A 13,459-nucleotide genomic window follows, 5' to 3' on the forward strand; every position below is an offset into this window, starting at 1 on the left:
CCGCCCAGCGAGACGTCGGTAGCCCATGCCCGCGCCCTGCTCGGCGGTTGTGAGGAGCCGCTCTCTATCGTTGTCGGGCGCCCGTCCGACCGACGCAGGCTCGAGGGGGCTTAACCGGCCCATAGACGTTTCCGCAGTCACAGGCAATGCATGGGGAGCCGACGTGAGGCGAACCGATCTATCGTGGGAGGGCACGCGCGTCGCCGTCGAATACGACAGCAGCATGCACCATTCGGGTTCCGAGAAGATCGAGCGCGATGCGAAACGCCGCACCCTGCTCCAAGCGGCCGGCTATCACGTGGTGGTCGTGACGAACGACCAACTCAAGAAGATTGCGGAAATGGATCGCGTAGGGCACACTCTCTCGCGCCTCATGGGCAAGCGGCAGAGGATACGCATTCGGGACTACGAGAAGAGGAAGCGTCTTCTGCACGCCCGGCTGCTCAACTGAGCGTAGAGGCGCTCCACCCCGGCCGCCTGCGCGAGCGCCGGCGGCCGGCTCGATCCGCGACGGCTCAGCTGCGAGGCGGTCCCGTTTCGGCCAAGACCACGATGCTAGCAGGCTTGACCTTGGCCGCCCACCAGAGGCCCGCTGCGGCCACGTCCCATACCGGGCCAGACCCCGCGACGACACCGACACTGAAGGGTGCGACCCGAGAAGCGCCCCCCCTACGACGCCGGCGGAGCAGTCGCTCCCGAAGCCCGCTCCCCCTTCGCACCCGAGAGAGACACAAGCGTGATCATGGCGGCCATGAGGATAAGGCCCGCCCAGTCGGCCCCCGAGAACGCCGTGCCGAGCCACAGGGCGGCGATGACCATGGCGCCGGCCGGCTCGGCCACGCCGAGGAGGCTCCCCTTCACGGAGCCGACGAGGGACACGCCGTAGAGAAACAGGCCGAAGGCGGCGAAGGTGCCAAGCAGTCCCACGCCCCCGAGAAGGGCGAGCCAGCCGACGGCATCCAAGGCCGGAACGAGAGAGGACAGGCCCGCACCACCGCCCACAGCCTGGGCCGCCCACACAAGGGCAGCCGCGATGCCGCTGATCACCATACCGCAGCTGATAATGGTGACGCGATCCCATCGGCCATACAGGCGCTGCGGTGCCATGATGTAGAGCGTCTCGGACAGAGCGTTGACAATGCCCCAGGCCAAACCCGCCATCGGCAGCACGATGACGCCCCAATCGCCCTGGGTGGCGATGAGGGTCGCCGCAGCCAGGGCGCACACCAGACCGATGAGATCGGGCACGCGCGGCGCGCGGCGCAGCCTCAGGCAGGTGAACAGCATGACGAACACCGTGCAGGTGGCCTGGAGCACCGTGGCCGTGCCGGCGTTGGTGTACTCGATGGAAATGGCGTAGGTGATCTGGCTGAGGTAGAGCCCCACGCCGAACAGCAACAGCGGCCCGCGGGCCGCCCGGGCGCCGAGCAGCGAGAGCAGGGCCTCGCGGCGGGTGGCCAGCACCACGGCGATGAACAGCACTGCCGCCACGGCCGCCCGCACGAAGGAGATGAACGACGAGGTGATGGCATAGTTCTCCCCCAGAAACTGGATGCAGGCGCCCGAGAAGCCCCACAGCGTGGCCCCGCCCAGCGCACAGGCCACGCCCCGCCAGAAATGGCTCGTTGCAGTCATGCGCGTCTTCCTCTCTCGCTCTTCGTCTCTCATGGTCTGCCGAACGCCCCGCGGGCCGCGCCAGGGGCCATATAGCCCAGCGCGCCCGGTGACGGCAAACCGCCCCACCTCGTCCAGCGGCGGCGCGCCCGCAAGGGCGGCCGCCTCCGCTACTCGTCCCGCTTCTTCGCCCGGGCCGCCCGCTTGGCCGCCAAGCGGTCGCGGGCCGCCTCGCCCCGAGCTCGGGTCGCGGCGCGACGCTCTCCGCGCGCCGTCAGCTTGCTACCCGTACCGCGTCCCGACGGCGCAGTGCGGTTTTCGCTGGGGCGGCCTCCGGACCGCCCGTCAGCCCGGCTCGCGCGGGCGGGCTGAAGCCCGCTCCCACGGGACGCGCCGGCCGATGGGGCCGAGGCCGGAGCCGCAACCCTCTCGGCCCCGTCCGCCGTCTCCTCCGCCGCGGCCCCGCCAGCCCTCTCGGCGGGCCGCCCGTCCAGCGGCTCCTCGGCGCTCCCGTCGCCGGTCACGTCCGCCAGAAAGCCCGCGATGGGGCCCATGAGGTTGTCCTGCTCTTCCAGGCCGAAGTAGCGCAGGGGCAGGGCGAGCTTGCGCTTGTCGGGATTGTAGCGGGCCGCGGCGCGGCGCAGGCCCTTCATCTTGTCGGCGGGAATGTCGATGGGCTCCACTACCAAGCGACCGGCCACCACCGAGATCAGCTTGATGCCGTGCTCGTTGGCGAAGGCCTTCAGCCGCGCCCGCTCGAACAGGTTCGCCGCGGCCGGGGGCATCTCGGGGGCCTTCGCGAGCATCTCCTCCCGCAGGGCCGCTACCGCATCCACCGTGGCCGCCGCGGCCAGCTTGCGATACCACAGCACCCGCGCGTCGGCATCGGGGATGTACTCCTCGGGCAGGTAGGCGTGGCCGGGGATGTTCACCGTGATGTCCGACAGCGCCGGGGGCAGCTCGCCTGAGGCCTCGCCGAGCTCCCGCGTGTCGTTCACAGCCTGGGAGAGCATCTGGGCGAACAGGTCGAAGCCCACTGCCGACATGTTGCCCGACTGCTCGGCCCCCAGCATGGAGCCGGCGCCGCGGATCTCCAGGTCGCGCATGGCTATGCGCATGCCGCTGCCCAGATCCTGGTGCTCGCTCAAGGCCGTCAGGCGCGCGGCGGCCTCTTCGGTCAGAGGCACGTTCTCGGGGAACATGAAGTAGGCGAAGGCCTGCACCGACGAGCGGCCCACGCGGCCCTTCAGCTGGTACATCTGGGCGAGGCCGAGGCGCTGGGCGTCCTCGATGATGAGCGTGTTGGTGTGCGGGTTATCGATACCGCTCTCGATGATGGTGGTGGCCACGAGCACGTCCAGCTCGCCGGCCGCGAACTCCTCCATCACGCGCTCCAGCTCTTCCTTGGTCATCTGCCCGTGGGCCACCCCCACCCGCGCCTCGCCGGCCGCGGCGTGCACGCGGTCCACCGCCTCGTCGATGGAGCGCACCCGGTTGCTCACGTAGTACACCTGGCCGCCCCGGGCCAGTTCGTAGCGGATGGCGGCGCTCACCACGTCGGGGTCCCACTCCCCCACGTGCACCTCCACCGCTCGCCGCTCGTCGGGCGGCGTGAGGATGAGCGACATGTCGCGCACGCCCGACAGCGACATCTGCATGGTGCGGGGAATGGGCGTGGCCGACAGCGTGAGCACGTCGATGGACTCGCGCAAGTTCTTCATCTGCTCTTTGTGCTGCACACCGAAGCGCTGCTCCTCGTCGATGATCACCAGGCCCAGATCGTGCGGGTTCACGTCGCGCGAGAGCAGCCGGTGGGTGCCCACGAGCACCTGCACCTCGCCCGACGCGAAGCCCTCGAGCGCCCGGGCTTGCTGCTCGGCGCTGCGGAAGCGCGAGAGCACCTCCACGGTGACGCCGAAGGGCTCGAAACGGTCCTTGAAGGAGGTGTAGTGCTGCTGGGCCAGAATGGTGGTGGGGCACAGCACCATCACCTGCTTGCCGTCCTGGGTGGCCTTGAACGCGGCCCGCAGGGCCACCTCGGTCTTGCCGAAGCCCACGTCCCCGCAGATGAGACGGTCCATGGGCCGGGCCGATTCCATATCGGCCTTCACGTCGGCGATGGCCGCCAGCTGATCGCGCGTCTCCTGGTAGGGGAAGGCCTCCTCCATCTCGCGCTGCCAGGGGGTGTCGGGGCTGAAGCGGAAGCCCTGGGTGGCGGCGCGGCGGGCGTACACGTCCACCAGGTCGAAGGCGAGCTTCTTGGTGGCCTTGCGAGCCTTCGCGAGCGCCCGCGACCAGTCGCTCGTGTTCAGGCGCGTGAGCCGCGGGCTCGCCCCCTCGGGCCCCACGTAGCGGGTTACGCGGTCCAGCTGCTCTGTGGGCACGAACAGCTTGTCGCCCTCGGCGTATTCCAGCTGCAGGTAGTCGCGCTCGGTGCCGTCCACCTCGCGGCGCACCAGATCGCGGAAGAAGGCGATGCCGTGGGCGGCGTGCACCACGTAGTCGCCCGGCTTGAAGGGGAAGGTGACCTCCGTGACGTCCACCGACACCCGCGCCGCGCGACTGGCGGCCCGCGAGCCCTGGGTATCGGCCGCGCTCACAAGCGCGAGGTGCGCCTTGGGGATGATCATGCCGAGGGGGATGTCGTTGTCCACGATGTTCACCACGCCCCGGCGCAGCCGGCGCTTGGCCTGGGCGGGGGTGTCGGCGTCGGCACTTTGAGGCCCGTCAAGCGGCGGTCGGGCGGAGCATCCCGTGCTCGGGCAGTCCTCGCTTTCGGAAAAAGAGGGGTCAGAATTGTACCCCTCTTTTTCCGAGTCTGCGGAATCTGCGCGCGGGACGCTCCGCCCGACCGCCGCCGCACTATTACCATCGTCGAGATTCTCCGGCTTCAAAATCTGGATGGGGATGCCGTGATCCACCATGGCGTGGCGCATGGTCTCGCGCGCGCGGTAGTTCGGCGCGGAGAACACCACGGTGTAGCGATCCTCGGTCAGGCTCTTCAGCTTCCCGAATATCTTGTCGGGCACGCCGGCCACGTCCACGCGCTTCACCGGCAGCTCGTCGTCCAGCTCGCCGCCCACGCGCATGATGGACACGTAGGTGGCGCGCACGGCCCCGCCGAAGTCCATGGCGGCCGGGCTCGCGTACAGGCCGGAAAGGGCGATGTTCGTGCCGCGCGCACGCTCGGTCAGGTCGTCGGCGCCGTGGGAGGCATCGTCGAAGAGCGAGCGCGGCTCGATAAGGGCGCACATGGTGCCCGCGCCGGCATAGGCCCCCAGGGTCACCGGCTCCTTGTACAGGTAGGGCAGAACCACGTCGGCGCCCTCGAACACGAGGCCGCCCTCCATCTTCTCCAGCACGTCGCGCAGGGCCGGGTTCGTGAGCGCCGGCTTCTCCAGGGCGCGCCGGGCGTCGGCCAGGGCCTGGGGCGAGGTGGGAAACTCCGAGACCGGGTACACCTCCACACTCGGCAGCGAGGCGATAGTCTGGCCCGTGGCCGGCACGATGCGGCGGATCTCGTCCAACTCGTCGCCGAAGAAGTCGAGCCGCACCGGATAGGCGAGATTGCCGGGAAACACGTCCAGCGTGCCCCCGCGATGGGCGAAGGTGCCCGGCCCGTCCAGCTCGCCGGTATCGGCGTAGCCGGCCGCTGCCAGGGCCCGGGGCAGGTCGTCCAGCTCGGTCACGCCGGGAATGCCCATAGCGTCCAATTCCGCGCCGGCCCGCAAAACCAGCGGGCGCGCGGCCATGGCGGAAGGCGGCGCCATGAGGCGCAGAAGGGCCCGGGCGCTGGCCACCACCACGACCGGCCGCGCCGACTGCAGCGCCCAGGCCGCCTCCATGCGCTGGGCGACCACCCGGGCGTCGGGCTTCTTCGGCGCGAAGGGAACGTCGGCCCGCTCGGGGAAGCGCAGCACCCGCTCCTCCCCCAGAAAGGCCGCCACCTGGCGGGCGAAGGCCACGGCGGCGTCTTCCCCGGCCACCACCACGAGCGTGGCCTGGGGCCTGTGGGCGAAGCGGGCCGCCGCGAGGAAGGGGCGGGCCGAGGCGGCCACGCCCAGCGTGGCGTCGGTGCCGTCGTCCAGCTTTCCCCAGAATGCCTCCAGACAGCCCGATTTCTCCAAGGTGAAGGCAAGCGCATCGATGAGCACGGCAATCTCTTTTCGTCAGCCGCGGCTCCGTCGCCGGAAAGGCGCGGGGCCGCAGGGGCGGTCGTTCGTGGAAACCCGAAAAGCCGCCCAACAAGGCGGCCGCGGTTTGCTACAGTGTACTTCATAACGGAAACGGGAATCCGCGGGGAATCCCCAACGGTAACGATGCGGTAAGCGGCGACAAGGAGCGATCATGGCACGGGAATCTCTGGCGAGCAAGCGTGAGCGGGCGGCGGCCGTCGAGGAGCGCATGTTCGCCCACTACGGGCCGGGCAAGGCGTCGCTGGACTACACCACCCCCTTCGAACTCACGGTGGCCGTGGTGCTGTCGGCCCAGTGCACCGATGCGGCCGTGAACAAGACCACGCCGGCGCTGTTCGCCGCCTACCCGACCCCGGCCGACATGGCCGCCGCCGACCCGGCCGCCATCGCCGAGATCATCCGCTCGCTCGGGTTCTTCCGCAGCAAGGCGAAGAACCTCGTGGCCCTGGCCCAAACCGTCATGGCCGACTTCGGCGGCGAGATTCCCGCCGACGTGGACGCGCTGCAGAAGCTGCCGGGCGTGGGCCGCAAGACGGCGAACTGTGTGATGTGCGAGGCGTTCAAGGACCCCCAGGGCATCGCCGTTGACACCCACGTCTACCGTATCGCCCATCGTCTGAAGCTGGCCGGGCCCTCGGCCGACACGCCCCAGAAGGTGGAGGACATCCTACTGAAGGTTTACCCGCGCCCCCAGTGGCTGTTCATCAACCACCAGTGGGTACACTTCGGCCGCGAGTTCTGCCGCGCCCGCAACCCCCGCTGCGCCGACTGCATCGTGGGCGACCTGTGCCCCACCCGCGGCCAGTGGGGCTAGTCCTTGCGGGTAAGCGGGAACCCGCGGCGGGAAAGCTCGGCGACGACGGTTTCCACGAGAAGGGGCAGAGCTGCCGCGCATTCCGGCGTGAGCCCCACACAGAACTGCTCGGGCGAGGGATTTCCCACCTGCATGCCCAAGCAATAGCCCTCGGCCTCGTAGCCCATCAGGCTGGCGGCATCGAAGAGATCCACGAGCTTCAGGTCGTGCAGCGACGCCTCGGGGCCGGAATGGCGCGCCATGGCCTCGGGCTCGAAGCGGTAGACGGTGCCGGGCGCATCGCCCGTGCCGTCCACGGCATCCACGGTGAGGATGAGGTCGCAGCGATCCACATAGGACAGCATGTCCAGGGCCATGCAGCCCACATCGAGCAGGGTCACGTTGTCGGGAATATCGTAGGCGGCCACGATCTCGTCGTAGGCCGCCGGCCCCACCCCGTCGTCCAACATGAGGCGGTTGCCCACGAAGAACACCGCCGCCGTACGCGAGGGATCGGGGGCGGCGCAGGCTTTCCGTGCGGGACAGGCCGTCACGTCGGCAACCCCTTCGGGAGCGTTAGCCACCGGCCGGGCCCCGCGCTCGCCGTCGGGCGCGCTCATGCGGCACCGCCAGCCTGAGCGGCAGCTTCCGCGGCCGCGTCCGCAAGGGGGCGGAACTCCAGGTTGTACCAGGTGGCCAGGGCCACCACGATAACGGCCGCCACCACGGAGACCACGGCCCACACCCGCTGGCGGCGCAGGTAGTGCTCGCGGCTCTCCCCCAGGTTCTCGGCCCGATGGGCCGCCAAGGGCTGCGACACGATGGCGAACACCACGGTGGCGCCCACCAGCGCCGCGGTCATGACCACGGCCAGCACCACCGACAGCGCTGTCGGCTCGGTCACGGCGGCGTAGATGACGTTGTCCGCGAACAGCCAGGCCACGAAGAACAGGAACGCCGCCCAGATGCCGTGGGCCGGCCCCCACACCGGCGCCAAAAACAGCGCCCCCACATTCACCCGGGGCAACCCCCGCAAGAACTTCTCTTCCTCGGCGATCTGCTCGTCGGTTAGCGCCATGGGCTTCTCCTTCTCATCCAACTAACTTGGATGATTCTACCTGCTCCACGTACCACTCCATGAACTTTTCCAGTGGCTTGCGCAGAACGAGGCCCAGAAGGGCGGCGGGAACGAGAAAAAGGGCTAGCTCGCCCATCTGCACCCAGAAATCGTTGCCGTAGGGGCCCATCATGGCCGCGCGCATGGCGTTCACCACGTGGGTGGCGGGCAACCACGGGCTGATGGCCTGGATGAAGCCGGGCAGAAGCTGGAGCGGGAAGGAGCCGCCACAGCCGGTCACCTGCACGATGAGCAGCAGCACGGCGATGGCCTTCCCCAGGTTGGCGAAGGCGGCCACGAGCGCGTAGATGAGGAAGGTGAACACGAGGCCGGCGCCCCAGAAGCAGATCATGAACAGGACAGGCTCGGCCACCTGCACCCCGAGGAACAGCCAGTTGCCCAGGCCCATAACGGTGGTCTGGGCCAGCGAGATGCCGCCCATGACGGCAAAGCGCCCCAAGAAGAGCTGGCGGGGCTTCGCGTCCTTAAGACCCGCCGTGCGCGCCTCGGCCGACGACACCTTCGGGCGCACCACCACGAGGATGAGCAGCGAGCCGATAAACAGGGCGAGGGTGGTGTAGAGCGGAGCCATGGCGCTGCCGAAGTTCTCTACGGGAAACACCGCGATGCGCTCGAGGCCCACAGGCATGGCGAGGGCCCTGGAGAGCACGTCCACGTCCGACCCGAGCACGGCGCGCAGGGCCTCCCGATCGCCCGAGGCGAGGGCCTCGTCGATGCCGGCGGCCATGGTGCGCAGGTCCTCGGCGGCTGCGGAGAGCTTGGTTGCCACCTCGGCGATCTTCTCGGAGGTGGAGTCCATGGCCTCGGACGCCGAGTCGGCAGCCCCGGCCAGCTCGTCGCCCGTGCCGCGCAGATCGTCCACGATGGCCCCCATGCGCTCGGCGGCCTCTCCCGCGCCGGCGGCCAGCTCCTCAAGACCCGGGGCCACGTTGGCCGCGTAGTCGTCGCGCATGGACCGGATCTGCTCGCGGGCCGCCGCCGCGTCGGCCCTCGCCTGGTCGCGCTCCTCGGCGATATTCGCATCCCCCGACTCCAGCTTGTCCGCGGCGCCCCGCAGGCTCTCGGCCATGGAGGCGGACATATCGGCCACGGCCCCCACCCGCGACGCAAAGGCCTCCAGGTTCGGGCGCAGCGCCTCGGGAACGCGCCCGGCCAGGCCCGCAAGCGCGTCGGCGGCCTGGCGGTAGAGAGATGTCTGGGCATCGAGGGTCTCGGCATGCTCGCGCAGATCGGCGGCGGCTGCGCCCACGTCCTCGGAGGCGGTGGCGAACAGGGCGTCCACCTTCCCCTCCACATCGTCGAAGCCGGCGGCGCTCTGCTCGAGGGCATCGGAGAGCTGGGCGGCCGAGCCCTTGAGGGCGTCCACCGTCGCCGGCACCGCGCCGGCCTGGGAGGTGGCCGCGTCCAGCGTGCCATCCACGGTGGAGGCGGCCTTCTGGGCGAGAGCGGCCGAGTCGTCGGCCAGGCTCTGGCAGGCCTGGGCGAGCGAGCTGTACAGCGAAAGCACCGAGGCGGTGTCGTCCACGGCCCCGGCCATGTCGCGCACATGATCGGCCACTTCCGCGATCCGGCCGTCCCAGTCCTCGGAATCGGCGAAGGTGGACACCGACTCCGCCAGGGACAGGGACACCTCCGAGAGGGTCTCGGCGAACACAGCGTTGATCTGATAGGACACCGAATCGGCGCCCTTGTCGGTGATCTTCGGGGCGATGGCGCTCTTCTTCTCGTTGGTGTAGTACACGATGTCGGCGTGCTGGGCGTCGGCGGTGTAGAAGGTGAGCATGTCGCGGCTGAAACTCGGCGGGATGACCACGGCGGCGTAGTAGCGGCCCGAGCGCGCCCCGTCGATGGCGTCCTCCTCGTCGGTGAACACCCAGTCGATCTGGTCGTTGGCCCTCAGGGCGCTGACCACCTGATCCCCTACGTTCACCCGAAGGGGCACCAGGTCGCTCTTGTAGCCCTCGTCGGTGTTGGCCACGGCCACGGTGAGGCTGCCCGTGTTGTCGAAGACGTTCCAACAGGCGATGATGTTGTACCAGGCGAACAGCGACGGCACGACGACGAGCCCCACGGCGATGATGATGGACATGACGTTGGCCGAGAGCCGATTGAAGTCGGCCCGGGCGATGCGCAGGATGTTATCCACGGCCCTCACCCCCCTTCGCGGCCGCATCCCCTTCCGGCGCCGGCCGCTCGCCGGCCCCGTCCGCGTCGGCGACGCGCTTGGGGGCCGCCGCGGCCGCATCCCGCCCGCGGGTCGGGGTACCCGCGCCGGCATCGAGATCGGCGGCGCTCGCCACCGTGACCGAGGCGTCGTACAGGTCGAGCAGGCTCGCGTCCGACATGGACTCGAGTCTCATCTGGCGCTCGAAGCTGAAGCGCAGGCTCTCCACGACGACGAGGGCCACGAACAAAAGGATCATCCACAGAAGCCAGCCGGTGAGCAGCCACACCTTCTCGGCCGGCGTGAGCGCGAACACCACCGCCAGGGCCACCGGCACCGCGATGCCGGCGACGATGGCCCCCTTCATGAGCCGCGGATACCAGCGCGAGAAGCGGGCGTAGCGCTCCTTGAGGGCGCGCCCGTAGGCGTCCTTGTCGGCGAGCGCCCGCAGGATCTGGGAGATGCGGTAGGGGCGCACGGGAATATCGACGTCCTCGCCGTTGAACAGGCCGCCCTCGCGCACCTGGCGCGCCACCATGCGGTTCACGTTCGCCATGAGCGGCCGCAGGAGCAGCCCCAAGGCCGTGAAGGCCACGAAGAACAGGGCGAGCACGGCCAGGTCGGCGGCGTACTGGGCGCCGTAGAAGCCACAGATGGCCTCGCGCATGGCGCCGATGCCGTAGGTGAAGGGGAAGGCCGGGTAGATGGCCTGGAAGAAACCGGAGGTCATCTCGATGGGATAGAGGCCCGTGGCCCCGGGAATTTGGGCGAACACGAGGATGATGCAGATGCCCTTCCCGATGTGCTGGAGGGTGACCGACAGGGCGTAGATGATGGCCAAATACGAGAGCGACGCGCACACCGCCGCCGCGAAGAGCGCCAAGGCGCTGGCCGCCTGCACCCCGATGGCGAGCACGCCGGCGCAGCAGATGACCGCCTGGAGCACCGCCATGGCGGCGAGCAGGAGGAAGCGGCCCCAGTAGCGCTGGCCGAGCGTGAGGTTCTCGATGCCCTCGCCGTCGACCTCCTGGCGCATGATGACGAGCAGCATGAAGGCGCCGATCCAGAAGGTGAGGTTCATGAACAGCGGGGCCATGGCGCTGCCGTAGGCATTCAGGGGGTACAACGACTCGGTGATCACCTCGGTGGGCGAGGCCATGAAGCCGGCGATCTTCTCGGCATTAAGACCGTCGGCCCCGAACAGGCGCGCAAGGGCATCGGAGGCGCCGAAGGCCTGCACGTCGTTGTACACCAGGCCCAGCTCCGACTCTATCCCCTCGAAGAGCTGGTCGGTCTGCTCGACGGTGGAGCGCGCCGTGTCCATGGTGGCGTCCAGCTGGTCGATCACAAGACCGGTCTGCTCTACGAGCAGCCGCTGGTCGCCCAGGGACGCATCCAGGGCGGCGGCGGTGGAGGAGAGCGCCTCCAAGGCGTCGTCGACCGCCGGCAGCGTGGTGCCGAACAGGCCCGCGGCGTAGGAGCCCGCAGAGCCGGTGGCCCCGCTCACGGCATCGTCGAGGGCGGTGGCCGCGTCGCCGACGGCGCCCGAGGTGTCCTCGGTGCGCTGGGCGAGGCCCGACAGCGAGGAGAGGGTGTCGGCCGCCGCGTCGCTGCGCTCGTCGAGGGTGTCGGCCAAAGCCGCGAGCGCGTCGCGCTCGGCCCCCTCGGGCAGCGCCGCAGCGGTCCTCGAGGGCGCGCGCTGAGGCGTCCGTGGCGGCTGTGAGGCTCTTGCCGAAGGCCGGGGCAGCGAAGGCCGAGAAGTCGGCCAGGGTCTGCTGCAGGCCCGCGGAGGTCTCCTTGAGCTCGGCGAGGGTTCCGCCGGCCGCATCAATCCCCTCGCCCGCGCGCCCGAGGGCCTCGCGGGCCGCGTCGGCTTTCTCCTGGGCGCCCTTGGCGGTCTCGCCGATCTTCGCGAGGGTGCTGCGCGCATCCCCCACCGCGCCGATGGCCGCCGACAGCTTCTCGGCCGCCCGCGAGCGGGTCTCGTCGGCCGAGGCGCGGGAGTCGTCGACAGCCTCGTCGATGGCACCCACCGCCACGTCGGTCACCGTGGACACGAAGGTGGAGTTCACCGTCTCGTCCAAGGTGGTGGCGCCGGTGTCGGTAATCTTGGGCGAGACGGGACCTGCCTTCTCGTTCACGTAGTACTCCAGCTTCGGCTGGGTGAAGTCGCCCGTGGTCAGGGTGAGCAGATCGGCGGTGAACTGCTCGGGGATGACGAAGGCAGCGTAGGCCTCGCCCGAGCGCACCTGGTCCATGGCGCTGTCATAGTCGGTGAACTCCCATTTCAGCTGTGTGTTTTCGTGCAGCTGATCGACGATCTTGTCGCCCACGTTCATCTCGCCCGTCAGATCGGAGGAGCCCCCCGCGTCCTGGTTCACCACGCAGACCGTGAGGTTGCCGGTGTTGTCGTAGGGGTTCCAGAAGCCGATGACGTTGTACCAGGTGTACACCGAGGGCAGGACGAGCAGGGCCACGACCACCACGAGGGCCGCCGGGGTGCGAACGAGGCGCAGCAAGTCGCGTCGCAGGATCTTCAACACGTTGCGCACGGAAGACGTTCCTTTCCGCAAGACAGGGAGGGGCGAAAACAGTATCGCCCATCATAGCGCAACCCTGACGGGGACGCTCACCCTTGTTGACGGATTGGCACCAACAGTCAACCGCGAAAGAGCATAGAGGAGACGGCGGGTGTTCCGACCGAGCGAGTTCCGCAGCGACGAGAACAGTCCAGTGGACTGTTCTCCAAAGCGAGGACTGCCGAGCGAATCGGAATACCCGCCGTCTCCGACCGAGGCGAGCCGCAAAAGGAAAGGGCGACCTCCGAAGAGATCGCCCTTTCCAAGCGTGCTTGCGGTCGTGCGCCCTAGTGCACGTCGTGGTCCTCGCCCACGATGTTGTGCAGGTCGGGGTCGTACACCAGGCCACCGTGCTCCTTGTGGATGAACATGAGCTTGGTGGGCTCGAAGCCCTCCACGTTCGCCAGGTAGATGTGGATGAACATGAAGATGATGAACACGTACATCATGAAGTAGTGGATGATGCGCATGGACATGAGACCGCCCACGAGGTTCGTCGTCGCGGCGAACACGGGCACGTTCATGGTCACGCCCCACAGGCACAGGCCGGTCCAGAACATCACGATAATGAGCACCGGGATCAGCAGGTAGCTAATCTTCTGCGGCACGCCGAGCTTGGCGCCGAGCGGATGGTCCTTCTTCAGGAACAGGTAGTACTTGATCCACTCGAGGGCCTGATGGCGGTTGTCCTTCTGGGGCAGCCATGTCTTGTAGTCGGTCACCTGCTGGCGCGTGCCGCCCGTGGGCGAGGTCTTCACGAAGAAGGCCATGATCACGCGGGCAATGCAGTTGAAGAACAGCACGAAGCCGAAGAACAGGTGGCAGCCGCGGGCGATGCCCATGAGGAAGGGCAGGAAGGGAAAGTGGATGAGGAAGCCGGTCAGGATCAGCATCACCATGGCCACCAGGTTGATCCAGTGGGTGATGACGAACACGAGCGGATGGGCCTCACGGTAGTGTGCGAGATGGGCCATC

General features: G+C 68.8%; 10 protein-coding genes. 2 read left to right on the plus strand and 8 right to left on the minus strand.

The annotated features are described in order from the left end of the window. Positions 1-163 precede the first annotated feature (163 nt). Positions 164-451 carry a DUF559 domain-containing protein gene (locus F8D48_RS07120; protein ID WP_240806266.1) on the plus strand — a complete coding sequence of 96 codons (288 nt, stop codon included), beginning with the start codon at positions 164-166 and terminating at the stop codon, positions 449-451. Positions 452-669: 218 nt separating this feature from the next. Here the strand turns inward: F8D48_RS07120 and F8D48_RS07125 are convergent, their stop codons facing one another. Both F8D48_RS07125 and mfd read right to left on the minus strand, forming a co-directional pair. Next, positions 670-1,635 (minus strand): DMT family transporter, encoded by a 966-nt coding sequence (locus F8D48_RS07125; protein WP_151430777.1) that lies wholly within the window; start codon positions 1,633-1,635, stop codon positions 670-672. A gap of 149 nt (positions 1,636-1,784) precedes the next feature. Next, a complete protein-coding gene (gene mfd / locus F8D48_RS07130; RefSeq protein WP_240806267.1) occupies positions 1,785-5,768 on the minus strand; it encodes a transcription-repair coupling factor in 3,984 nt (1,327 codons plus the stop codon). Positions 5,769-5,961: 193 nt separating this feature from the next. Here mfd and nth point away from each other — a divergent pair, with 193 nt between their 5' ends. Further along, a complete protein-coding gene (nth, locus tag F8D48_RS07135) occupies positions 5,962-6,624 on the plus strand; it encodes an endonuclease III (protein WP_135969981.1) in 663 nt (220 codons plus the stop codon). On the opposite strand, the gene F8D48_RS07140 is transcribed toward nth, so the two are convergent. The 6 genes from F8D48_RS07140 to F8D48_RS07160 all read right to left on the minus strand — a co-directional run bounded on the left by F8D48_RS07140 (position 6,621) and on the right by F8D48_RS07160 (position 13,458). Further along, positions 6,621-7,223 carry a hydrogenase maturation protease gene (locus F8D48_RS07140; RefSeq protein WP_151430779.1) on the minus strand — a complete coding sequence of 201 codons (603 nt, stop codon included), beginning with the start codon at positions 7,221-7,223 and terminating at the stop codon, positions 6,621-6,623. The genes nth and F8D48_RS07140 overlap by 4 nt on opposite strands. Then, positions 7,220-7,681, minus strand: coding sequence for a viscotoxin-A3 (locus tag F8D48_RS07145; RefSeq protein ID WP_151430782.1), 462 nt, complete (start codon positions 7,679-7,681; stop codon positions 7,220-7,222). Before F8D48_RS07145 ends, F8D48_RS07140 begins: the two co-directional genes overlap by 4 nt. A 13-nt stretch (positions 7,682-7,694) precedes the next feature. Beyond that, complete coding sequence (locus tag F8D48_RS07150) at positions 7,695-9,887, minus strand: YhgE/Pip domain-containing protein (protein WP_151430784.1); 2,193 nt, start codon at positions 9,885-9,887, stop codon at positions 7,695-7,697. After that, positions 9,880-11,157, minus strand: a complete 1,278-nt coding sequence (locus tag F8D48_RS11960; protein ID WP_338073116.1) for a YhgE/Pip family protein — start codon at positions 11,155-11,157, stop codon at positions 9,880-9,882. The genes F8D48_RS07150 and F8D48_RS11960 overlap by 8 nt, the downstream gene beginning before the upstream one ends. Then, on the minus strand, positions 11,087-12,457 hold the full coding sequence (locus F8D48_RS11965; RefSeq protein WP_240806268.1) for a YhgE/Pip domain-containing protein: 1,371 nt from the start codon (positions 12,455-12,457) through the stop codon (positions 11,087-11,089). Before F8D48_RS11965 ends, F8D48_RS11960 begins: the two co-directional genes overlap by 71 nt. 314 nt (positions 12,458-12,771) lie before the next feature. After that, positions 12,772-13,458, minus strand: a complete 687-nt coding sequence (locus F8D48_RS07160; protein WP_135969986.1) for a cytochrome b/b6 domain-containing protein — start codon at positions 13,456-13,458, stop codon at positions 12,772-12,774. Position 13,459: the final 1 nt, after the last annotated feature.

Origin of the sequence: Adlercreutzia muris (genome assembly GCF_008831045.1) — a bacterium.
Lineage (GTDB): Bacteria > Actinomycetota > Coriobacteriia > Coriobacteriales > Eggerthellaceae > Adlercreutzia > Adlercreutzia muris.

Bases quoted from the DNA above. Each gene is read 5' to 3' on its own strand.
- nth (WP_135969981.1), top strand. From the start codon at position 5,962: ATGGCACGGGAATCTCTGGCGAGCAAGCGTGAGCGGGCGGCGGCCGTC.
- F8D48_RS07160 (WP_135969986.1), bottom strand. From the start codon at position 13,458: ATGGCCCATCTCGCACACTACCGTGAGGCCCATCCGCTCGTGTTCGTC.
- F8D48_RS07145 (WP_151430782.1), bottom strand. From the start codon at position 7,681: ATGGCGCTAACCGACGAGCAGATCGCCGAGGAAGAGAAGTTCTTGCGG.
- F8D48_RS07140 (WP_151430779.1), bottom strand. From the start codon at position 7,223: ATGAGCGCGCCCGACGGCGAGCGCGGGGCCCGGCCGGTGGCTAACGCT.
- F8D48_RS07125 (WP_151430777.1), bottom strand. From the start codon at position 1,635: ATGACTGCAACGAGCCATTTCTGGCGGGGCGTGGCCTGTGCGCTGGGC.